Origin of the sequence: Dyella dinghuensis, from assembly GCF_003977615.1 — a bacterium.
Taxonomy (GTDB): domain Bacteria; phylum Pseudomonadota; class Gammaproteobacteria; order Xanthomonadales; family Rhodanobacteraceae; genus Dyella_B; species Dyella_B dinghuensis.
On record NZ_RYZR01000003.1, the window covers coordinates 89,765 to 112,577 of the forward strand.

At 56.0% G+C, this 22,813-nt stretch carries 21 protein-coding genes; 10 read left to right on the forward strand and 11 right to left on the reverse strand.

Annotation, left to right across the window (positions count from 1 at the left end; translation table 11 throughout):
- Positions 1-11: 11 nt before the first annotated feature.
- The 3 genes from EKH79_RS03555 to EKH79_RS03565 all read left to right on the forward strand — a co-directional run bounded on the left by EKH79_RS03555 (position 12) and on the right by EKH79_RS03565 (position 3,064).
- The gene (locus EKH79_RS03555; protein ID WP_267900442.1) at positions 12-476 is read left to right on the forward strand and encodes a Mov34/MPN/PAD-1 family protein; all 465 of its coding nucleotides are present in this window, start codon (positions 12-14) and stop codon (positions 474-476) included.
- A gap of 190 nt (positions 477-666) precedes the next feature.
- A complete protein-coding gene (locus EKH79_RS03560) occupies positions 667-1,659 on the forward strand; it encodes a CBASS cGAMP-activated phospholipase (RefSeq protein ID WP_126672431.1) in 993 nt (330 codons plus the stop codon).
- A gap of 1 nt (position 1,660) precedes the next feature.
- Positions 1,661-3,064: a CBASS cGAMP synthase gene (locus EKH79_RS03565; protein WP_126672432.1), complete on the forward strand. Its 1,404-nt coding sequence runs from the start codon at positions 1,661-1,663 to the stop codon at positions 3,062-3,064.
- On the opposite strand, the gene EKH79_RS03570 is transcribed toward EKH79_RS03565, so the two are convergent.
- From EKH79_RS03570 to EKH79_RS03585, 4 genes are all read right to left on the reverse strand, one after another.
- Positions 3,061-3,663 carry a Cap15 family cyclic dinucleotide receptor domain-containing protein gene (locus EKH79_RS03570; protein ID WP_126672433.1) on the reverse strand — a complete coding sequence of 201 codons (603 nt, stop codon included), beginning with the start codon at positions 3,661-3,663 and terminating at the stop codon, positions 3,061-3,063. The genes EKH79_RS03565 and EKH79_RS03570 overlap by 4 nt on opposite strands.
- A complete protein-coding gene (locus EKH79_RS03575; RefSeq protein WP_126672434.1) occupies positions 3,660-4,091 on the reverse strand; it encodes a hypothetical protein in 432 nt (143 codons plus the stop codon). The genes EKH79_RS03570 and EKH79_RS03575 overlap by 4 nt, the downstream gene beginning before the upstream one ends.
- 190 nt (positions 4,092-4,281) lie before the next feature.
- Positions 4,282-5,220 carry a tyrosine-type recombinase/integrase gene (locus tag EKH79_RS03580; protein ID WP_233590168.1) on the reverse strand — a complete coding sequence of 313 codons (939 nt, stop codon included), beginning with the start codon at positions 5,218-5,220 and terminating at the stop codon, positions 4,282-4,284.
- A 434-nt stretch (positions 5,221-5,654) separates the two neighbouring features.
- Complete coding sequence (locus tag EKH79_RS03585) at positions 5,655-5,882, reverse strand: hypothetical protein (protein ID WP_126672436.1); 228 nt, start codon at positions 5,880-5,882, stop codon at positions 5,655-5,657.
- A 118-nt stretch (positions 5,883-6,000) separates the two neighbouring features.
- Between EKH79_RS03585 and EKH79_RS03590 the strand changes: the two genes are divergently transcribed.
- The 3 genes from EKH79_RS03590 (at position 6,001) to EKH79_RS03600 (ending at position 7,471) form a co-directional block, all read left to right on the forward strand.
- Positions 6,001-6,534, forward strand: a complete 534-nt coding sequence (locus EKH79_RS03590; RefSeq protein WP_126672437.1) for a DUF2726 domain-containing protein — start codon at positions 6,001-6,003, stop codon at positions 6,532-6,534.
- Between the two features lie 44 nt (positions 6,535-6,578).
- Positions 6,579-6,905, forward strand: coding sequence for a hypothetical protein (locus EKH79_RS03595; RefSeq protein ID WP_126672438.1), 327 nt, complete (start codon positions 6,579-6,581; stop codon positions 6,903-6,905).
- 272 nt (positions 6,906-7,177) lie between these two features.
- Entirely contained in the window at positions 7,178-7,471 is a 294-nt protein-coding gene (locus EKH79_RS03600) for a hypothetical protein (RefSeq protein WP_126672439.1), read from the forward strand.
- A 47-nt stretch (positions 7,472-7,518) separates the two neighbouring features.
- On the opposite strand, the gene EKH79_RS03605 is transcribed toward EKH79_RS03600, so the two are convergent.
- From EKH79_RS03605 to EKH79_RS03615, 3 genes are read right to left on the reverse strand one after another with little or no spacing between them, the layout of a single operon-like run.
- Entirely contained in the window at positions 7,519-8,970 is a 1,452-nt protein-coding gene (locus EKH79_RS03605) for an efflux transporter outer membrane subunit (RefSeq protein WP_126672440.1), read from the reverse strand.
- Positions 8,963-12,154, reverse strand: coding sequence for an efflux RND transporter permease subunit (locus tag EKH79_RS03610; protein WP_126672441.1), 3,192 nt, complete (start codon positions 12,152-12,154; stop codon positions 8,963-8,965). Before EKH79_RS03610 ends, EKH79_RS03605 begins: the two co-directional genes overlap by 8 nt.
- A gap of 14 nt (positions 12,155-12,168) precedes the next feature.
- Positions 12,169-13,359 (reverse strand): efflux RND transporter periplasmic adaptor subunit, encoded by a 1,191-nt coding sequence (locus EKH79_RS03615; protein ID WP_126673037.1) that lies wholly within the window; start codon positions 13,357-13,359, stop codon positions 12,169-12,171.
- 116 nt (positions 13,360-13,475) lie between these two features.
- Here EKH79_RS03615 and EKH79_RS03620 point away from each other — a divergent pair, with 116 nt between their 5' ends.
- The 4 genes from EKH79_RS03620 (at position 13,476) to EKH79_RS03635 (ending at position 18,713) form a co-directional block, all read left to right on the forward strand.
- A complete protein-coding gene (locus tag EKH79_RS03620; RefSeq protein ID WP_126672442.1) occupies positions 13,476-14,327 on the forward strand; it encodes a helix-turn-helix transcriptional regulator in 852 nt (283 codons plus the stop codon).
- Positions 14,328-14,955: 628 nt separating this feature from the next.
- The gene (locus EKH79_RS03625; RefSeq protein WP_158621187.1) at positions 14,956-17,865 is read left to right on the forward strand and encodes a sensor histidine kinase; all 2,910 of its coding nucleotides are present in this window, start codon (positions 14,956-14,958) and stop codon (positions 17,863-17,865) included.
- A gap of 210 nt (positions 17,866-18,075) precedes the next feature.
- Complete coding sequence (locus tag EKH79_RS03630; protein WP_126672444.1) at positions 18,076-18,378, forward strand: hypothetical protein; 303 nt, start codon at positions 18,076-18,078, stop codon at positions 18,376-18,378.
- A 125-nt stretch (positions 18,379-18,503) separates the two neighbouring features.
- Complete coding sequence (locus EKH79_RS03635; protein ID WP_126672445.1) at positions 18,504-18,713, forward strand: hypothetical protein; 210 nt, start codon at positions 18,504-18,506, stop codon at positions 18,711-18,713.
- Between the two features lie 191 nt (positions 18,714-18,904).
- Here EKH79_RS03635 and EKH79_RS03640 read toward each other — a convergent pair whose 3' ends face one another.
- The 4 genes from EKH79_RS03640 to EKH79_RS03655 all read right to left on the reverse strand — a co-directional run bounded on the left by EKH79_RS03640 (position 18,905) and on the right by EKH79_RS03655 (position 22,690).
- Entirely contained in the window at positions 18,905-19,489 is a 585-nt protein-coding gene (locus EKH79_RS03640) for an NADPH-dependent FMN reductase (RefSeq protein ID WP_126672446.1), read from the reverse strand.
- 69 nt (positions 19,490-19,558) lie between these two features.
- A complete protein-coding gene (locus EKH79_RS03645) occupies positions 19,559-20,206 on the reverse strand; it encodes an ester cyclase (RefSeq protein WP_199754123.1) in 648 nt (215 codons plus the stop codon).
- A 49-nt stretch (positions 20,207-20,255) separates the two neighbouring features.
- Entirely contained in the window at positions 20,256-21,056 is an 801-nt protein-coding gene (gene tetH, locus EKH79_RS03650) for a thiosulfate dehydrogenase (protein ID WP_126672447.1), read from the reverse strand.
- 20 nt (positions 21,057-21,076) lie between these two features.
- Complete coding sequence (locus tag EKH79_RS03655) at positions 21,077-22,690, reverse strand: serine hydrolase (protein ID WP_126672448.1); 1,614 nt, start codon at positions 22,688-22,690, stop codon at positions 21,077-21,079.
- Between the last annotated feature and the right edge of the window lie 123 nt (positions 22,691-22,813).

Here is a 22,813-nt window from a genome sequence, read left to right on the forward strand (position 1 = left end):
ACGTCGTACTAGTGAACCCCGTTAATACAGGAGGATTAATCCTGCTTGAAGGTGAGGTGTTGGGCGCCATTGCGCGACACCGTCAACGCAGCAAGATCGCTCCAGAACAAGGTGGCGTGTTACTCGGTTATCGCCGAGATCCCCACTTACACGTTGTATCGGCTAGCTTTCCAGCACGTGGGGACCACGCTACACGCATCTCCTTTAAACGCGAAGACCCCTCGCATGCAGCGAAGGCTCTTCGAATGTGGAAGAACACCGATCGTAAGATCGACTATCTTGGCGAATGGCACACGCATCCCGAGATGCACCCGAATCCGTCTTCGATAGATAAGCACGCGTGGGCGGCCATTCGAGCGGTGACCCATGAAGTAATGTTGTTTGTGATCGCAGGGACCGACGAGGACTGGTGGATCGGATGTGGCGATCACAACGGTATTGCCCAGGTTGATCCCAAACTCGTCACCGCACCCTAAATGTGCACAATCCTCATTGAGTCTATGACGGGCCGCTACGAAAGCGGCCGGAGTTTGAACTCAGAGGAGCTCGGCCGCAATTCACACTATTGCGTTTCGGACGCATCTTCGGTGCGTGTTTAATCAGGTAGGGTCGCATTCGCCATTGGCCATGTGTTGTTCGACAGGTAAATGAAAGGGGTTCAAGCGCATGACTCTCGATAATGATGTGAATCGTGTCGACGACTCGGATTTCCACATACTTGCGCTGTCCGGTGGTGGTTATCGTGGACTTTATACGGCGCATGTTCTGGAGCGCCTGGAAGAAGAAACAGGGCGACCGATCGGTCAGTGTTTTGATTTGATCGCGGGCACTTCGATTGGCGGCATCATCGCGTTAGCCATCGCCTTTGAGGTGCCGATGCGCCGAGTCGTTGAGACTTTCAAGGAGGATGGCCAGACAATCTTTCCGCCCAAGTCGAAGTTAGCCGGACTTTTCGCCAGCCGATTTCGTACGGAGCCACTAAAAAACGTGATCGCTGGCCTGATTGATCATCAAGCGTTGCTAAGCGATGCGCGGCACGCTCTTCTCATCCCGACGCTCAATCTAACCACCGGCAAGCAACAAATCCTAAAGACCCGCCATCATCCTGACTGGGTGCGTGACCATAAATATGCGGCTATCGACGTGGCGTTGGCAACTGCAGCTGCACCGATTTATTTTCCTGTTGCCGAAATCGACAATCAGCTCTTTGCGGATGGCGGGTTATTTGCCAACGCACCCGATTTGGTGGCGTTGCACGAAGCGTCGAAATTCTTTGGCAAACCGGACAATCGTGTGCGCATGCTAAGCATTGGTACGCTCTCTTCAAGATACTCCATGCCCCACGGGCGGCGGCGTGATATGGGCGTCGCTCACTGGCTCAAGCCATCGGGCTTTCCATTGCTTCGCACGATCCTCTCTGCCCAACAGCAGTTCTCTAATCAATTAGTCCAGCATCGATTGGGCGATCAATACCTTCGGATCGACAACACACCTATGGATGATGTGATGCGAAACCTCAACTTGGATAACGCAAGCTACGCGGCACGGGATGCACTCTTGGGTTGGGCCGCCAAAGATGTAAGCGATGTAATGGGAACAGCGCCGATCAAACAGTTCCTTGCGCACACGCCGGGCCAATGGATCATCAAGGAATCGTAAAATGGGTGCCGCTTCCTCATTATTCTTTAGTTCGACTGCCGATCAGGACTCGCTCAACAAACGCGTACGCCCGAGCGACGATCAGATGAACTACCTGCGTGAAAGGAAGGACGATCTAGAGTCTTACCTGCGCCAAGATATCGCACGACGAACGGGTTGTGAGGTATCCACTTGGTTGCAGGGCTCTTACAAATTGCACACGTTGATTCGCCCCATCCATACCAAAGACGAATACGACGTGGACCTGGGGGTCTACGTAGAATGGGACGCCTTCGACCGAGAGAAGTGGACGCACGTACAATTGCGAACGCTGTTGCAAGCCTCGCTGATGGACTACCGCGATAACGTTGATGAAGTCAAAGATATCTCGGAACCAGCAAAACAGCGGTGCTCCCGAGTCATGTTCGACCAGCAGTTTCACATTGACGTGCCGATTTATCACTTTGAAACCACCACAAAGAATACTCAGTTAGCTACTTTGAACAAGGGATGGGAGCAAAGCGATCCCGAGCAGATGTTGAAGTGGTTCCAGGCACGATTGGGCGGCCCAGAACGAGCCCGGGTGAGACGCGTCGTGCGATACGTCAAGGCTTGGGCCTCGCTCACTTTCGCCGAGCAGCCTAAAATGCGGCCGAGCTCGTTGTTTCTAACTGTCTTGTGCGTAGATGCCTTCGTGGCGCATATCGGTGACCGCGAACTGCAGGACGATGACCTGCTGCAGGAGATCGTGGTGGCTATCGAGGAACGGCTGCGCGCCGACCCGCGTGTAGAAAACCCCGTAGCAACTGATCATGATCGGAATATCAATCGTTTGGACGACAATGCGTTCCGTACCTTCATGACGAAGCTACGCGCATTCGCCAGTACGGCTACGCGTGCTTGCGAATGCGAAGAAGAGGGCGATGCGGCAATAGTTTGGGCCGAAGCTTTTGACTTTCTTTTTCCATTGCCCGATGTTGAGGGTCTAGCCAAGGCCATGCCGGGTACGGGATTGATGGTGTCGACACCCGTCATCGCCATCGACATTCACGGCAAGGACGGGCACTTTGCCCGACGCTATACAGGTGAAGTCGAATTCGTTCGTCTCGGTGAAACGCTGGATTTTCACATTACCAATCCCGGCGTTTTGCCGCCACTTGCGCGCGTCAGGTGGGTAGTGCGCAATGTCGGCGATGAGGCCTTTCGCAAGAACGATCTCGGACATAGCGCATACGACACGGGCGGTTTATCACGGAACGAGCGTGCCGCGTATCTAGGTCGACATTTCATGGATTGCGAAGTCTACCAGGGGGATACAATCCATTCGGTCACACGCGTGCCCGTCAACATCATTGGTATGCAAATGCCAAATCGCCATCCGCCGCGACCGGCCTATCGGCTATTGGCAGGTCGACGTCGGCGCTAAGTGCTCGTCGATATCCGGGACAGCTCAAAGTGACCTGCCGTAGAGGCACTTGTGAAGTAATTTCCACTCAATTCGATGTGATCCACGAAGGGATAAAACTTCAGGATAGCCGATCCCAAATATGGTGACTGAGTTTCGCCTCTTCTTAGCTTCGGTGTGACGCGATAGACGTAGTAAAGAATGGGTGTACCCGACTCGGCATCTCGCTTAGGCTGGGCAATTAACGTCTCTGAATTCGAGTCATCAGCTAAAACCTCCATGCTAATAGCGAGGAGCGTCTGCTTGATAATTGCTTTCGCGCTCACCTCACCACTCTCATTGTTCCGTTGCCAGTGAATCGTCATACTCCACTCGCCATCTAGGAGCGGAAAGAGCCGTTGATTGAGACTGGGAAAGAATCTCCATAGAAGCTTCCAGCCGAATGACGCTAAGGCCCCCAGAAGCGCCGATAGCACCGTGCCGTATGTGATGGCTTGATGCACCGTATGCCAACCGAGCGGTGTTTGTGTCGACGAAGCGATGCCCACGACGATGATGACAACGGCATACGCCATCGCAATCCAACTAATCACACGCGTGATAGGTAAGAGGCTGATCATGCGGTGTCCTCAAAATGGACTTCAATACCGTCTCGAAAGAGGGCAATTCCAAAACCATGACTCGCAATGCCAGCCATACTAACCGGCGAGAGTGCCGATCCAAATAACGCGGCAAGGTAACGCCCTCCAAACCTTCTTCTGTAGTCAATAGTGGCGCTTGAAACGATTGGCGGCGAAAAGTATTGCGCGACCTTCAGCAATTGTCCTTGCGTGGATATCACATGAAAGCCATCGTGAAACTCGCTACTGAGCGTGCTGATCTCGGCGAGATAATCATCCAGTGCTGTATGCGCCCTAGGTACCGATAATGGTCGAAGGGGATAGATCGGAATATTCTCGGGCTCATCGCAAACCAAGACTCCGACACCGGAAAAGTCTGGGCCTGCTTTAGACTGCACACTATAAAGTAACTCTCGCAAGCCCTGCATTCTTCCTCCTCTTGAAGGCTCCTTCAGATCAGAATGGCATCTGGTAGGTTCGGTTTTATCGTTTTTCTGCCAAGCGTATAACTTTCGCATGCGGGAAGAAAACGAGCCCGTCAAGGTACGATCATCGACATAACTACAAGCATGATCATCCCAGCTTTTTTGTATGATCGCGACAACACAGCCATCTATGCTAGGCCCTCTCACCATCTGCAACCGCAGAAATATTCGCTTCGGTATCGGGTGTTGACCGCGCTTCACGCAATTGTGCCATTGCGTTGGTTCCTGCTTGAGATCGTCGGGTGTAATAGATGACCATGCGATCGGTCTTCCATCCGCCAGCAAGCTGAATCTGCGTTCCCGTTGCACCATGTTCGGCTAAATCATTCGCCGAACCAATGCGTGTCGAATGCCCACTTATCTTCATTGCGTGTTCTAAACCTGCAGCTTTCGCCCGTCGCCGAAAAATCCGCGCCACTTCCTGGGGCAATAACGCATGGTTTTCTCCCGCCTCATTCGCTTTAGGCCGACCGCCAAGAGGTCGAAAGAGCACGCCTTCTTTGATACTGGCAATTGCTTGCCAAGCACGGACGCGCTCAATCGTTTGGGCGCTCACAAAACGATAGTCAGGTGTAGTGCCATCTTGGTTTGTCTTGGAGAAGGGCACATGCAATGACCAAGTATTGCGCCTCCGGTTGTGATGCAGATCTTCCACGCGAATGGCCACCAATTCCGATTCGCGACATAGGGTGTCGGACGCGATCGATAGCAATGCAGCATCGCGTAAATCACGCGGTGTATCGCCGAGCGAGGCCAAGATGGTTTCGATGCCGGCCATATCCAATTCGCCAGCTTGTTTGCGCGTATGGCCGCCCATGGTCTTCAGTCGGCGAATCAATTTCTTCCATTTCACGGGCCAATCCGGATCCTTCGACGGGCTCGGTAAGCCCGCCGCTATGTGCACCAAACCGACCGTGTAGAGATAACGGTCAACCGTCGCACGCTTGCGTCCCTTGTCGATCGTCGAGGAAAGAAACGCTTCCAGTTGTCCTACGGAAGCGGGAAGGGGAGTTGCCCTATTCGCTTCGCACCACGCCAAGTACTGCGTCCAGTCGGAGCGCACGGCTTTCACCGTTGCTGGCGCGCTGCCTTCGGCAAAGTCCGCGGACCAGGTGCCGAGTCGTTCGAGTACCGCTTCGACCGACGCGGCTAACGCAGGGCGCGGCGCGTGAATGTCGGGCGACACCGCCGGCACGGACGCGAGCTCTTGCAAGGCGTCGACCACGCGTAGGGGGAGGGTGATTGGATTGGTCATCGCTGCCGTCTCGGCGGCGCCAAGATGACGCCGTTAACCTAAGATAGCAAATAAGTGCCATTATTCGCTATCTTAAAATGACAATAATATGTTTTATTTTCAGTGTAATAGATAAATTATAGGCCGATAGAGTAGGGCAATTAACTGGCTATAGAGACTTCCCCTCCCCGGGTCACCCAGTGACCCAATTCGGGTCACTCCCTCGAGTGTGGCCCGGCCCGGGTCAGCACGTCACGGATCACGGGAAGGCGTTATCCGATGAACCCCTTGAGCACGGTGGCCAGATAACGCGCCACATCGTTTTCGCGCCCGTCCTGCACCAACTGTCGTGCGGTCAAACCGCCAAAGCTCGACAGGCGCTCATGGTCAAACCAACGAATAAATCGAGGCATGGCCTCTAGGTCAAGGCGCGTTTCCTCGTCCAACGTGCGTAATAGCCGTTGCAACGGGACCAGTTCGTAGGGTCGTTGGTCTTCCACCCGTTTCTCCTGCCTCACGACTTCACTAATTATTATCGTATGACCCGATTCGGGTCACGCCTCCGCATCGCGTGTTGCACGACGATCACACAACAACTTCTCGGGGTATCACGTTCCCATGCACAGCTACCTCATCGTTTTTTCCATCGCCTTGTTTGGGGTGGTGCTACTCCTCACCACGCGCTTTCAGCGCAAGGGAACGATTAATTTTCCCTACGTGCGTGCGAAGGCGCTGTTCTCGCCCGCGGAACGAAGCTTTCTTGCCGGGTTGACCACGGCCGTGGGTTCGAACTACCGCGTGTTTGGAAAAGTCCGCGTGGCCGACATCGCCCACGTCAAACCGGGGCTGCGTCGTCCCTTGCATCAGGCCGCGCTCAACCGCATTGCGGCGAAACATTTTGACTACGTCATTTGCCGTGCGACCGACTTAACGGTGATATGCGTGGTGGAACTTAACGACCGCTCGCATCAGACAAAACGTGCACAACAACGTGATGCATTTATCGCGCAGGTCTGTCGCACCATCGATATACCGCTGTGGACCGTCTCTGCCGCGATGTCGTACGACATTTCAACGTTGCGCAACCAATTTGATGCACTCATCATCACGCCATGCCTGCCCGCAGATGCAGATGGCGGCGCCATCAGCTGACGGACTCCCCCATGTTCCTTAGGTCACCGAAACGGAGCGACGTGATGGACGACGATCAAGAAGATGCCGATAGCGTCACCCAAGTCGAGTTACACATCGCACAAGTGGTGTATGCGGCGACCAGTAAAGGTTATCGTCTGGCGTTGGCCGTGGCAGTAGACGCCGCCTATGCGCAAGATATTCTCAAGGAGAAGCTTCCTGATTATTTGCATGCGAGCATTGAAACGTTTGTGCTGCCGCCTCGCGAAAGCCTTCAGGGCGAACGCGAGACGTTTGCAGCATGGGTACCGAATAATGTACGAGAGAGCCTGGTAAAAACGGGGGAATACGGCGGATATTACTTTTCGGAGTACTACTACAGCCTTTCCTAAGAACTACGAGGCGCCCCTCGTTGCAGAAGTGAAGTCCAATAAAACGGATGCGGTTAGTCGCTACTTCAAGAAAAATGGTAGTGGCCTGCGGACGCAGTTCAACTGTTGCGCCATTGTCCGGAAGCATTTGAGGATTACTTAGCCGCTTGTCAAGCGATGGCAGCCCCTAAGTTGATCCTCAAGCCGATGTTTTGGCATTCGCAAACCTACCAAATCCACGATGACATCGAACTGCATTGTTGACGTATGTCGCGCGACAGCACTTAAACCCGATGATCGAACCTGGAGTCGCGGATCACTTGTTCATACGTCAACGCGAGACAAAGGGTTTTCAGCTCGACGACGCCACCATTGAAAGTACTGACCTGACTCTGGCGTGGAAACACCAGATAACCACTCAGTTTGTCAGTGGTCAGCGTCTCTCGCCGTACTCTGAAAATAAACTGTGCGCCCTGCGCATCGCCGGCGCACAGATCAACCATATCAGCCGGATCTCTAGTTCCCGTTTTGAAAAGTGGGTGCTGCCAGAATTCATTCATACCTCAAACCTCTCTCAATTTGTCTGATGCACGCGATACAGCGTCCTCTCCTTAAGGAGAGGACGTGACGGGCTTTACTCTTTGGTTGTACTTGCCACGTGTTGCGCCACGTCATGCTGCGGCCAGCCACCTGCCAATGACTGATACAACGCCACCGCAGCCGTTGCACTGCGCGTACGGCTATCGGCGAACGCGTCCTGTGCAATGAGCACGTTACGCTCGGCATCCAACACTTCGTATAGATCGATTGCTCCCGCGCGGTAACGGGTACGCGCCAACGCGGCCGCTTGCTCGCTATCGCGTGCGGCGCGCTCGAGCTGCTCATCCTCATTACGTGTCTTGGCGTACCGTACCAGCGCGTTCTCCGTATCTTCCAGCGCGAGCAACACGGTCTGTTGGTATTGCGCAAGCATCCCCGCCGCATCGGCACGGCTGGCGGCGAGTCGAGCGCGCACGCGGCCGACATCAAGGAAGGACCAATCGATACCGAATGCCGCCAAACTGGTCTGGCTTCCACTCTGAAACAAACCACCGGTCGTAATCGCCTGCGTGCCAAGTGCTCCAAGTAAGGTAACGCGCGGGAACAGATCCGCGGTCGCGACGCCTACTTGTGCTGTCGCGGCATGCAGGCGCGCTTCGGCTGCAGCGATATCGGGTCGTCTGCGCAGCAGATCGGCCGGTGTGCCGGGATCGACTTGCATAGGTACGGCGGGCAACGGCTTGGCTGGGTCGAGTTCCGCGATCAATGCCTCCGGCGGACGTCCGGTCAAGACGGCGAGACGATGTTCCGCCACGGCAATCTGCGCCTCCAAAGAGGGGATCTGTGATGCCGTGGTCTCGCACTGTGCACGAGCTCTCGCCGTGTCGAACGTTGTGCCGCGGCCTGCGTCCAGACTCGCCTCGACCAATTGCAATGTTTCCGTTTGGTTGGCCAGATTTTCACGGGTAATGCGCAAGCGCTCCTGCAAGCCACGCAACTGGATATAGGTGCGTGCGGTTTCTCCCGCGATGGCCACCTGCAAGGCTGCAAGATCTTCGGCGCTCGCTGCCGTTTGCGCACGTTGTGCTTCGACACTGCGGCGCACGCGACCGAACAGATCGAGCTCCCAGCTCGCATTCGCACCCACACTGTAATCGTGATAGCTACGCGGATAACCGTAAGAGAGCGCCTGACTTACTTCCTCGTGGCCACCCAGCGCGCTCGCGGTGATGGTGGGGACATAATCGAACTTCGCCTCACGCAGTAAGGCATTGGCACTGTCATAGTGCGCCAGCGATACACGTAGATCCTTGTTGGCGTCTAGCGCTTGGCTTACCAGCGCACTCAACTGTGGATCCCCGAAGCTTTGCCAGAACTCGGCATCGGCGGGATCCGGCAACATCGCGCTGGTGGATGAATCAGGCTCAGCCTGATGCGCATACTGCGCGGGGAGTGCCATCTTCGGTTGATGAAAATTCGGACCGACGGCGCACGCGGCCAAAGCCAGTGTGATGGCCGCAGCGAGGGGACGGATCAGTTTAGTCATGAGCGTTCTCCAGGACGGCGAGATCGCCTTCGAACGAGCTGTGCTCGCCTTTCCACGATGGATTGCCCGGCGCGAGTTTGCGCAGGGTGACGTAGAACACTGGGGTGAGGAACAGACCAAACAGCGTGACGCCGAGCATGCCGGAGAACACCGTCACTCCGGTCGCCGCGCGCACTTCGCTGCCTGCGCCATGTCCTAACAACAGCGGCACGGAGCCTGCAATGAAAGCCACGGATGTCATCACGATGGGACGCAGACGCAGACGGCATGCTTCCAGCGCTGCCTCCACCGTGCCCATGCCTTGCATTTCCAATTCACGCGCGAACTCGACGATCAAGATCGCGTTCTTGCACGCTAGGCCCATTAATACCACCAGGCCAACTTGCACGAAAACGTTGTTGTCGCCGCCGGAGAGCCGCACGCCGAGCAACGCTGCACACATGCATACTGGCACGATCAGAATCACCGCCAGCGGCAACGTCCAGCTTTCGTACAACGCGGACAACACTAGAAACGCCAGCATGACAGAGAGTGGAAACACGATCACTGCCGCGTTGCTTTGCGTAACCTGCTGATAGCTCAGATCCGTCCATTCAAGCGTGATGCCGGGCGGGAGTACCTTGTTGGCAAGCTCCTGCAGTTTGGCAATCGTCTGGCCGGAGGACATGACTTTCGGGTCAGCGTCACCGATCAGGTCCGCAGCCGGATAGCCGTTGTAGCGCATTACCGGGTCGGGGCCGTAGCTGGGCACGACAGTGACCATCGAACCGATCGGCACCATCTCGTTGCGATTATTACGTGTATACAATCGCGTGATGTCCTCAGCACGCTGGCGATGGGTGGTGTCGGCCTGTGCCATGACGCGGTAGACGCGTCCAAACACGTTGAAGTCGTTAACGTAGACCGAACCGAGGTAGGTTTGCAGTGTGTCGAAAAGATCGCTGAGAGCTACACCTTGCGCCTTAGCCTGCACGCGATCCACCTTCACCTCCAACTGTGGGATGTTCGCTTGATAGGAGCTGACCGGATAGCTCATACCCGGCGTTTTCGCGATCGCGGCTTGGAACTTGTTCAGGGCATCCTGCAGCGCGCCATAACCCAGGCCTCCACGATCTTCCAGGTACAGCGAATAGCCGGAGCCGCTGCCGAGTCCTTGGATCGGCGGCGGTAATAGTGCGTAGGCAAAGCCGCCCTTGATGCTCGCGAACTTCGCGTTAATTTCCGTATTGATCTGCGCGGCCGTGAGATGGCGCTCGTCGAACGGCTTGAGGATGATGTACGACGCCGTGAGATTGGGTGTGTTGACGTACTGCAGTGCGTTAAAGCCGGAATAGGCGACTACTGTATCTACACCATCCACCGTATGCGCGATCTGGACCATCTGATGCGTGATCGCATCGGTGCGGGCGAGCGATGCGCCCGGCGGCAATTTCGCACCTGCGAACAGAAAGAGCTTGTCCTGGGTGGGGACGAATCCGCTCGGTACAATGTGGAACAAGAAGCCCGTTGCGATCAATAAGCCCACATAGACGGCAAAGATTCCGCCGCGCCGACTCAGCGTATGTGCGACTGTGCCGTGGTAGCGATCCGAGCTGCGCTGGAAGAAGCGGTTAAACGGACCGAACAACCAGCCGAATGCGCGCTCGATCCAAAGCGCCAGTCTGTCTTTCGGCGCATGATGACTCGTCAGCAATTTCGCTGCCAACGCAGGCGACAATGTCAACGAGTTGACCGCCGAGATGACGGTGGAGATCGCAATGGTCACTGCGAACTGCTTGTAGAACTGTCCGGTCACGCCGGAGAGAAAGGCCATCGGCACGAATACCGCGCACAGCACCAGCGCGATCGCCACGATCGGTCCAGACACCTCTTTCATCGCCTGGTGCGCTGCCGCACGAGGATCTAGCCCCTGTTCGATATTGCGCTCGACGTTCTCCACCACCACGATGGCATCGTCGACCACGATACCGATCGCTAGTACCAGGCCGAACAGGGTCAACGTGTTAATCGAGTAACCCAGCAAGCACAACCAGGCGAAGGTACCCACGATGGAAACTGGTACCGCAACCAGTGGGATGATTGACGCGCGCCACGTCTGAAGAAACAGGATCACGACCACCACGACCAGAATCACCGCCTCGAACAGCGTGTGCTGGACGGCGCGAATCGACTCACGCACAAATACGGTTGGATCCCATTGGGCACGATAAGCCACGCCTGGCGGAAAACTGCGTGACAGCTCGTCCATTTTCGCGTACACCGCGTTGGCGACGCCAATCGCGTTAGCACCTGGCGAGAGGAAGATGCCGACTGTCGCAGTGTTTTTGGTGTCGATCATGGCGTGTAAGGTGTAGTCGCTTGCGCCGAGTTCCACACGGGCGACGTCCGACAGACGCGTAATCTGGCCGTTCGCGCCATTTTTTACCACGATATTGGCAAACTCCTGCTCCGTACGCAGGCGCCCGCGCACATTGATGGAGATCAGATAATCCGTGTTTTTTGGCGAGGGTTCGGCGCCGAGCTGACCGGCCGAGACTTCCACGTTCTGTTCGCGTATCGCACTGATCGCGTCACCGGCGGTCAGTCCGCGCGAAGCAAGCTTGTCCGGATCGAGCCAGACACGCATGGCGTAATCGCCTGCACCATATAGCTCTACGTCGCCGATGCCTGGGATGCGAGACAGCTCATCCTTGACGTGCAGCGTAAGGTAATTGCGCAGATACAGGGTGTCATAACGACTATCCGGCGAATACAGTCCCATGTACATCAGCGGCGTGGGCGACTGTTTCTGAGTGGTCACACCATACTGGCGCACCGCATCCGGTAAGCGCGAGAGTGCCTGACTGACGCGGTTCTGGACGCGTACGGCAGCCGTGTCTGGATCCACGCCGGGCAGGAACGTGACGACGACCTGCAAGCTACCATCGGAGCCAGCGACCGACTTCATATACATGATGCCTTCGACGCCGTTAATTGCCTCTTCCAACGGTTCCGCTACGGAGTCGGCGATTTCTTTGGGGTTAGCGCCAGGATACGTCGCGTGCACAATGACGCTTGGGGGCACCACTTCCGGATATTCGCTGACCGGTAGTATGGGAATGGCAATCAATCCGACCGCAAAGATGATGATGGACAGCACGATCGCAAAGATCGGCCGTTCAATGAAAAATTTTGAAAAGTCCATGGGTGAGGCCCTCGTCAGTTCATCGCCGTCTGTGTATCCGACAGGGCGGCATCCATAGTGACGTCATGTGGTTGGACCGACGCACCGGGGAAGAAGATTTTTTGTGTGCCGTCGACAACGACCTTGTCACCCTCGGCCAATCCCGACTCCACCACGCGTAAACCGTTTACGATGCGGCCAAGTTGCACGTCTTTGCGCATCGCCGTGTTATTCGGGCCGAGCACGTAGACGTATTTGCGATCCTGGTCGGTAAGCACAGCCCGGTCGCTGATCAAAAGCGCCTTGTACTGTCCGCGGTCATCCAGCTCTACGCGCGCGAACAGACCCGGCGTAAATTGATGTGTGGGATTGGGGAGAATGGCGCGTGCGCGCAACGTGCCCGTAGTCGGATCGACCTGATTGTCCAGGAAGTCGACCGTGCCCAGGTGCGGATACTCCGCTTCATTGGCCAAGCCCACCCGCACCGGGCTGCCTTGCGCTGTTCGCCCTTGTTGACGCATCAGGGAGCTGTAGCGCAAAAAACTTTGTTCATCGCAGTCGAAATACACATATACCGGATCCTGCGACACCAACATGGTGAGCAACGTCTGATCGGCTTGGGCGAGGTTGCCTGCAGTGAGCATGGCGCGGCTGGTGCGGCCGCTGATGGGCGCGCGTATTTCGGTGAAGCTCAGATTGAGCTTGGCCGTAGCCACCGCAGCCAGTGCTGTTTGCACGTCGGCGCTGCCCTGATCGTAGTCGGCACGGCGAGCCTCGAACTCCTCATGGGAAATAGCCGCAGACTGCATGAGAATTTGCGCACGCTTGTACTGCAACTGCGCAAGCTGTGCAGTCGCTTTGGCGTGCGCGAGCTGCGCCGTAGCGCTGTCCAATGCGTCTTGATAAGGACGTGGATCGATCACGAACAAGATATCGCCCTGTTTGACCTCATCGCCCTCCGTATAGGCCACGCGTTGAACGTAACCGCTCACACGAGGGCGAATTTCCACTGTGCCGATCGCGGAGACCCTGCCATTAAATTCATCCCATTCGTGTACTTGGGTGGATTTCACCGTGGCCACACTGACGTCCGGCGCTGCCGTCGCGGCTGCCGTAGTAGATGCGCCACCGCCGCGGCATCCACTGAGTAACAGGGCAAGAGCACTCGTGGTGCCCAGCACGTAGGAAATCTTACTGAGACGCCTACGTGTCCCAGATATCTGCATGGTGAACATGAGCACTACCTGCGAGGTTTGTATTGGAGTAGGCTACTCTCCGCCTCGACGTTATCCGGGTAAAGTAGTGACGTTACACAGGTATAATGACTAATAGGTTCTATATGATGTCCACCACGACTGACAATTCGCTTGGCACCTATCTCAAGGACCGTCGCACCAAACTCGATCCCGCAGCCTTTGGTCTTGTCGGGACTCGCCGGCGAACGCCCGGTCTGCGACGCGAAGAAGTGGCTCAACGCGCGAACGTAAGCGCCACGTGGTACACGTGGCTTGAGCAAGGGCGGGGCGGGGCGCCGTCAGCCGATGTAGTCGATCGCATTGCACACGCTTTAATGCTGACCGATGTCGAGCGCGAACACGTCTTTCTTCTCGCGCTTGGCCGTCCACCCAAAGTTCGCTACCAGGCACCTGAAGGTGTTACGCCTCGACTACAACGCATACTTGACGCATTAGAACTCAGCCCGGCGATCATAAAGACGAGCACCTGGGACATCGTTGCGTGGAATCGTGCTGCCACGGTGGTGCTCGCCGACTATGCTGCGCTTCCGGTTGAGCAGCGAAATGTACTTCGCCTCCTGTTTGGCAATCCCCATATTCGAGAGCGGCAACTTCATTGGGAAAGCATCGCGCGATTTGTCGTGGCCGCGTTCCGGGCCGATGCGGCGCGAGCGGGAGCCTCAAAAGAAGTTGAGGCACTCATCGATGAAATGAGTCGCAACAGCCCTGAATTCGCGAAGATGTGGAGTGACCACGATGTTTGCCATTATGGAGAGGGCATCAAGCAGCTTAGGCACCCTGAAGTTGGAATGATCGCAATGGAATTTTCATCCTTTGTGGTGGACGGACGATCCGATCTCAGTATGGTGGTCCACAACCCGGTGACACCTGAAGATGCGGACAAGGTACGTCAGCTGATCGAATCGCAAGTCCCGGCATCCTACGAAAAGGTTGATTGAACCGGTCGAGGGGCGCGCAGCAACACGAGTGGTTCAGTCCTTCGGAATTACCTCGTGGAATGTATGCGAGAGGCAAGCGTACAAGGCCCGGAAAAGTTACGTTTAATTGGCCTAGTTATTGCGATTAACTGGCCGGAAGATTGCGGTTAACTGGCAGGTATTACGAAAAACTGGCCCACATCCAGAGCCAGCCTTTTTCAGGCTCTTTCCAATATTTGACATAATATACATTATGCGCAATTTGCGATGTGGTGCCACTCCAGCAGCGCTGCATCTTGAACTTCAGACAAGCCACGTAAATTGGCCTCAATTACAACTAATGAAGCTCAAGACTCTCCTCGCTATGTGGCAGTCCTGCTCGACGATCCGAGTCATGTCGAAGCTCGCTGTCCAATGCACATATCGGATGGCATCGATGATCGCCGTTTTTTCCAGTCGAGTCTTGGCTCTTGTCTCCAAAGCCGATCTTCACTATACCCCCGGTAACACGGGCTAATCACTCTGCCCCGGCGATCACAATCCTGGTCCGACCTGGGGCACCTTGCTCAAGAGCGGCAGCTGCGTTGCATTGCGCGATGCTTCTGTTCTCTGAGTTTCAGCAATGACGCGTCGAGGACTACTTGGCCGCATGAAAAGTCTTCTTCCAATTCGTGCCTGTGTTGTCGTCCGTCATCTTGCACGCTGGTGCTTGCTGATCTGCCTGGTTGCCGCTGCCGCGGTGCACGCGGGTGCTGTGCCTGCCAAACCGGCATTTCTGCAGCTGCCACAGCTGCAACGCACCTTGTTCACGGTCAAGGATGGTCTGCCGTCAACGATCTACGCTATCACCGAGGACAAGGATGGCTATTTATGGCTCGGCGCCCCCACCGGACTGTTTCGTTTCGACGGTCTAAACGTTGTGCCTATGCTGAAAGGCCAGCTTCCACCCGAGGTGATTACAGCGCTGTACGGCGACAAGGATGGAAATCTGTGGATCGGCGGCTTGCACGGGACGGTAACGCGCGTCCATAACGGCATCGCGGAACAAATGGACCGCGGCTTGAGCGGAAGTACCGTCATGTCGTTCAAGCAGATGGCCGATGGTTCGCTTTGGCTTGTGACAGCAACCAAAGTCTATCGGCTCGTCGACGGCGCCTGGCGTCCTGTCGGCCCATCCGATGGCATCGATGCGAAATTCGTATGGGTGACAGGCACGGGGGTGGATGGTTCTTATTGGATATTCACCGCAAGCGGTGCGTATCGACTCCGCCCCGGCGCGCAGCGCTTTGAGCACGACACCGTGGACAACGGCATTGCGGCTATGGCCAACCTGCCAACCGCCGCTGTCTACCCGAGTGGTGGCGTAAGCGCCGATCTGATCGTCGATCGGACTGGCGCACTCTGGATACCCACCAACGGCAAGTTGGCGAGGCTGCACACAGACAATCAATCTGGCCAGCAACAACTTGTCACGGAAAACATCGAGGCTTCCGACAGTCACTCTGATATTCAGGTGACGGCTGACTTTAGCGACAGCCAAGGCAACGTGTGGATTGCCACACCCGAAGGGCTGGAGCAGTTTCGTGCCACGCGTTTTATACCGCTGGTGCTTCCCTTGCCTGTCTATTGGCCAGCGCTAATTGAAGACAGCGATCATGCGCTATGGGTTGTCAGTTCTTCAGCCACGCCACCGCTCCACATTGGCGAGACAGTCACGGTGCATCCAGAGATTGACGGTTTCGCACCTTGCATTACAAGCGGCCCGGATGGCAGCGTCTGGTTCAGTGGCGACAAAGGTATCGAGCACTACATCAATGGCCGGGTTAGCGAGGTCCCTATTCCTCCCGTACCGGGACAAAAAGCGTCGTCCGCAAACCCGAGGCCATACTGGCTGGACATGCAGTTGGCCAGCGACGGTTCGCTGTGGGTCTCGATGCGATTCAGCGGCATCACCCGATGGGACGGTCACATCTGGACCACCATCGACCCACACGCGGCCACGAGCATCCAGTTCGAAGGCACGCGGACATGGCTTGCCTACACCTCAGGCAAGTTGAAATCGATCGATCAGGGAAAAACAACCGTCTACACAGCGCAAAGCGGACTCGATCTAGGTGCGCTCACGAAACTGCGTCAAGGTATCTCCGGCCTCTGGATCGCGGGTGATGGCGGTATCGTGGTCAAAACCGGCGCGCATTTTCATCGACTTGTTGGTACGCATGGCGAGCGCTTTGAAAACGCAACCGACGTCATTCAGCTGACTAACGGCGACGTCTGGATAGCATCTCCCCGTGGCCTGTACCGCGTAACTGGCGCGGAAGTCCTGTCGGCCTTGGCGGTGGCGGATCACGCCGTCGCGTACACCTTGTTCGATCAAGCTGATGGCGTGGAAAGCCCCAGAAATCTCGTCGCTTCCGACAATGGTCGTCTGTGGGTTTCATTGCGGCAAGGTGTGGCCTCGATCGACGCACTGCACATGCCACCCATCCCTGCAGCGCCGCACGTATCGATCGAATCAATCAATGATCACGACGTGCGTTTTTCGGGCGCATCGATTCCTGCGCTGGAAAAAGGTACCCGAAGCGTTACGATTGGGTACGCGGCTCCCACGCTCTCGACGCCTTCCGAGTCGCATTTTCGCTACCTCCTCAAAGGTATCGACGATGACTGGCAGGTGGCCAGCGATCGGCGCGAAGCCCACTACGCAAATCTGGGGTATGGCCATTACCTGTTTCAGGTCGAGGCATCCAATGCCGACGGGGTTTGGGCGCAGCAGCCCACCGTCCTTGCTTTTCAGATACTGCCTGAGTTCTACCAGACCTGGTGGTTCAAGGTCCTGTGCTTCGCACTTGCTATCGCAGGACTATCGTTGTTGTATCTGATGCATCTAAGGCACATCTATGCGCAACTCGACGCGCGCGCACGCGAACGAGAGAACATGGCGCGGGACTTCCACGACACCATTCTGCAGAACTTTCAAAGCCTGCTAATGCATGTGGAGGTCGCCGCGCGCAGCGTGACCGAGGACACCGCCAGGCAGAAACTCGACAAGGCGCTTTCCGTTACCGAGAACGCGTTGAACGAAGGTCGTGACAAGATCGGTGAACTGCGTTCGCTGGCTGAGCCACTGGAAGATCTACCGACCGATATCGCCCACTTGGCAAATCGTCTTAGCGAAGTCTACCCCACAGCATTTTCAATGCATGTGGAGGGTAAGCCCCGATCTCTGAACGCAACGGCTGCCGGCGACGTCCATGCCATTGTTGGCGAACTGGTCACCAACGCATTCCGTCACTCAGGAGCGAGCGACTTGCATGTCGAACTGCACTATGGCCGACGCGAGTTGAACATCACGGTCGTCGACAATGGCCGGGGTATGGACCCTTCTGCGTTGGTCCGCGGGAAATCGGGGCACTGGGGTTTGCAGGGCATACGTGAAAGGGCGCGCCGAATCGGTGGCCGATTCACCATCGGTACGGCGCCGTCCGGAAAAGGAACACGCGCCGCCCTCAGGATTTCTGCACGTTTTGTCTATGCAGGCAGGCAGTGGCTTCGCTAGCGACTCTCGGTCACTGAGGCAGCCGTTTCACGTGAAGTGCTGAGGCCTTGCAGTTGCTGATGGCTTGCGACTCTGAAAGTCACCTGCCTCTGCGAATGAATGCCGCTGCGTGGTCAGACACGTCAAATCTGCTGAAAAAACACAAGCAAAATAATAAGTGAAACCTCTATTTTTTAAAGGCCGTCCTCGCTTCCCTAGAGGTGACTTGTCATGGCCTTTCGTATTCAGCTCCTCAGAAAGACCGCATCATCGGTGACTACCAGCAATCAAGCATTGCATTTTCACGGGGGCCAAGGCGCTGCCATCAATATTGCTGTCGCGGAGGTGTTGTCCGTTTTACGCACCGCGCAGGAAATCGAGCCGAATCCGAATGCGGTGATTTTTTGGTACCAGCACGTAAAAATCCGTGAGCTCGATTCCATGACAGCGGAACAACTGGTTCTCGAAGGGCGCGCCACGGATGTCGTCCGGTTTTTGCGCGCGATCCAATCCGGTGTGAGGCACGAGCAATGAGAACTCCCGTTGAATCGGCAATCGCTACGGATTCAAGTCGTTCGCGCACACTGGATCGGCGCAGGCACGAAAAATCCGATATGGATTTCTCTAGCGTTTCGCCAGATATCGCGAAGCTTATAGCCATGCGCGACAAGCTGATGCTGGATGCATTCTGTGCTCTGGAAAAATGTCATCCGCTACTTGCAGATATGCTTGTATATCGTACGGGCAGCCGTATCAACGCCGCCCGATGGATGTGCAAGCATCAGGGATCGTTTCGCGGCCTGACCGCTTACGACGTTATCGCCGATGGCGATATAGACACTATTTGGGATGAAGTTGTGTCGTCGTGACCACACGCAGAGGAAAAGGGTTTGGGAAATTGCTGTCTTGCTAGCAATTCCGTCGGAATATCCGTTGTCATGCCCTTCGACTGGTCCCAATCTCGAGAAAAAATATAAGCGTGAAGTCCCTGCCCGGCGTAACCGAAAAATGCGTGCGATGCCATCAAAGGGTGTCGACGATACGGTTTGTACCGCATGAATCATGACAATGCACGCACCCTTAGATCGTCGCTGACGTTGCGTACAATCCAAATTTCGAAGTGACGCATAAAGCTTTCCAGGAAACTTTTCGTTTCCCGCTTAACGAGGCGCCCTTCCGCATCGAGCAAATCAAAGGCGCCGCCGATATACGCTTCGGGCTGTTGCATAGCGGGCATATTGAGAAATACGAGCGATTGACGCAGGACGTGATTTGCACCGAAGCCGCCGATGCCACCCGGGGATGCTGTCGCGATCGCAGCAGGTTTTCCGTTCCAGACACTACGGCCCATCGGCCGTGAGCCAACATCCAGCGCGTTCTTCAAACCACCAGGTATCGAACGGTTGTACTCGGGCGTCACGAACAACACCGCATCCACGGCACGAATGCGCGCGCGAAACTGGCCCCACGCAACCGGTGCATCCGGGCCATCCAGATCGGGGTTATAGAGAGGAAGATCGGCAATCGGGATGAAATCAAACATCATCCCGTGACCCAAACTGGCCAGCACATTCGCCAGTTTCAAGTTCACCGAATCCTTTCGCAGGCTTCCGACTAAAACACCCACAGTGAACGGCTGGCTCATTGCTTTCTCCATCTCAATTAGGTTGACGGGCCCACGGCGACATTGACATCGCTGAGATTGAAAAGGCGCCTAAGGGTTTGCGCCAATCTGCTGCATGAGCGTGGCGTTGTCCCAGAACAGATATTCCTCGTCCATCACGCCCTCCTTGTTCCAGTGGCCGAGCGTGGCCATCGCGAGATGGTAGGCCTTCCCTGTCGGCTGGATGACTTTGCCGTTACCCAGCACCATGGGCTTGGTAAAAGTGCCATCCAGGAAACCCATGATGGCCGTCCATTGCCCGTCGGCGGTGCCGAAACGTATCGGATGCTCGGTGATGCGGTTATCCGGCGCGAACGTCCACATGAAATTCAGCTCCTTGATGTGAGCTGGAATGCCCTTGGTGGTATGACCGTCCGGATAATGCACGATGACGTCCTTGCCATGGCTCTTATGCAGGTTCTCCCACTGCTGTCCGCTGTAGACGTGGAAATCCAGGTCGTCGAAGTTCGCCAGATTCTTGGCGAGAATCGCCGGCATTCCGGGCACATTCGGTGTGGGTTCGTTGAGCTTGGTGGAAGGCCATGAGTTCTGCTGAGCCAAGGCGAGGCCACTTGCGCTCGCCACGCAAACACCGATCGCCATGACGCGCATGATCCTGACAGAAATGCGCTTCGCCATCGCGTGCTTTTCTTCGCTCAAAAAGGCGCTATCTACGCGCGTTACGTTGACAGACGACATAATGATTTCCTTTGGCGTGATCGTTGAAGTCGCTGAAAATGGAACTACGTCAAGCACCTTTTGCGTAGGTGAACCCGGCGCGTTGTAGCTGGGCCAAAAACGCGACCACGCTCGGCACCAATACAGCACCAGGGATCAAGTTATTCGTCAGATCCGCCGCGATCACGTCTGGATCTTTCATGGCTTTCGCCTGCAGACCTCGTGCGATCGCATGAATCGAATCGTGGCAGGCCACAAAAACCGCACCGCGTCGTTGGAGCGAAATGATGTTGTTATTCATCGCACCGTAGAAGCCGGCGACATTTTCATGATCATCGCTGGGAGACACGCCACGCTTTTCGATGATGAAGATGTTGCGCGTTGCAACGCCACCAGTTTTCCCGGCAAGGTCATATTTGTCCCACATATCCTGATTAAAAAGTGCGAGGTGAGCAGAACCATGAGTCGCCGATACCGAGAGGAAGTCGGGATTGTGGTGAGCGAAAACCTGCCCATTCAACGATTCACGCATCAAGCCTGGCCATGCGGCAGCGATATCGCTGTTCTCCCAGGCTTGGCTCGGCCGCCCGCGATAGCTGAGAATTTCCGCGGCCGCTTCATGGTCCCAATACTCTGGTTCGCTGACCATAAACGGTACGCTTTTGAATTCACGACGTCGCGGCGCGGCAGCGAGCCTTTGCGTCAAAGAAGCAAGTGTCTGAGCGCCACTCGGTAGCGCGCTGTCTGGCGAATCGCCAAGTAGGCTGCTCGCGCTGGCCGGTGCAACTTTCAGGGCCACCATCGCACCGGCTGCTACACCCAGAAAGCGGAGTGCGCTGCGACGGCTTAGGGTATTGGAAGTCTCTGACATGGCATCGGTTCCTTTTTATCTCAGTACGCGTAGACGTTGGCGGCTTGTGTGACCAAGTGATCCATAAAGCCAGTCATGGCGGCGACAGTGGCGGGATCCTTGATGTCGTAGCGATCAGCGAGTTCGTCCAGTCGCGGATAGCCAATCCAGATGCGCCCACGCTCGTCCTGCCAAACCAGCAGGTGCAGAGGGAGATCTAGCCCAATAGCCTGGTTCTGCAGCATTAGTTTTGTGCCGACCTTTGGATTGCCGAAGGAAAGCACGGTGGTAGGACGAAGGTGTAGCCCGGCGCGCGTTGCGTTATCGCTATGGTCGACCACGGAGAACAGCGGTACCTTTTCTTGCACCAACAGCGCCTTGATTCGCGCGACTGTCTCCGCCGTATCAAACTTGCTTTCCTGCGCGACGATGTGATGCTGATCGATGTCCGGACCCAGCTCTGACTTGTACGCGGCAGCGATTTCGCGCGCGAGGACAGTCAGATCGACACCTTCCTTGTTCGTCAGCAATGTCACGCAGACAAGCTCATCAGCGGATGTAAAACGGCTCAGATAAGAGCTGAAGCCCGGCGAATTCCCCTTGACCTCCATGAAACCGGGATGATGCGTGAACTCCCATCCAATCATCGCCGGCACAACTTTTCCGTTGTCCAGTTTGGTCGGCGCATAGACGAACTCGTGATCTTCCATGCTCTTGATCAGCGTCGTTCCTGCCAGACCAATGTCCCACTTGCTGATGTCTTCGGCCGATGACCACACGTCACCAAAGCCGAAAAGGTTTTCCGATGCCTCGGGAGCCACCGCGGTCAGCCTGTCACCCATAGCGACATAACCCGTCGCGGGTTCGACTGGGTTGATGAACGGCACTTCCGACTTGAACTTCGAATGCTGATTGTCGTTCGGGTGCGAGGCCGGCCGATCGATCTTTGCCAGCTGCGGCATGTCGCTGGCGAACATGGTGCTCGGCAGCTGTTCGGCATCGATCTGGTACTTCCAGATGAAGTCGTGATAACTCATCCCGCTTGCGCGCTCGATCGCGAGTGCGAGCAACGTTGCGTCCGTCGCGCTCAGGCGTACATCGGTTCCGCTGCGAAATTCAAGAGGCTTGTTCTGAACAAGCGCCAGTAACTCATGCGGCGTGTAACGCTTGCTGTTGTCGATCGCGCCGCGATAGTCCGGGATGCCGGAGCTGTGCTGCATCAACTGCTTGATCGTGACGCGTTGCCAAGCCGACGGCAGACCGTCGACATATTTGCCGATCGGATCGGCCGTGCTTAGCTTGCCCTGCTCTTTCAACTGCATGATCGCCACCGCCGTAAAGGCCTGGGTAATCGGGCCTACGTTCCACAATGTCTTGGTGGAAGCCAGTTCGTCGAGATCGATATTCGTCTTTCCATAACCCGCAGAGCGCGGAACATAGGGCGCTTGAACGATCGCCATTGTCAAACCCGGCAAATGATGTTCTGCCATGAAATCGGCCACTAGCTCATCGATAAACTCCCCGTGCGTCTGCAAGGCAGGATCACCACGCACAATGGGAAGCTTCGGCACGTAGGCCTGCTGTGACATGGCCGATGACGTGAACAGCACCAATGACCCGACAAACGCTAACGTCTTGATACGAAGAGTGTGCATGGACCCATCTCCTTAAGGCGTGACATCGAAAAACTTTTGGATGCCAGCCTAGAGAACGGCCACGCAGACGTATTGGAGAGAACGGTCATTCTTGACTTCTTGCGTGCCAAGACACGCGCCGTC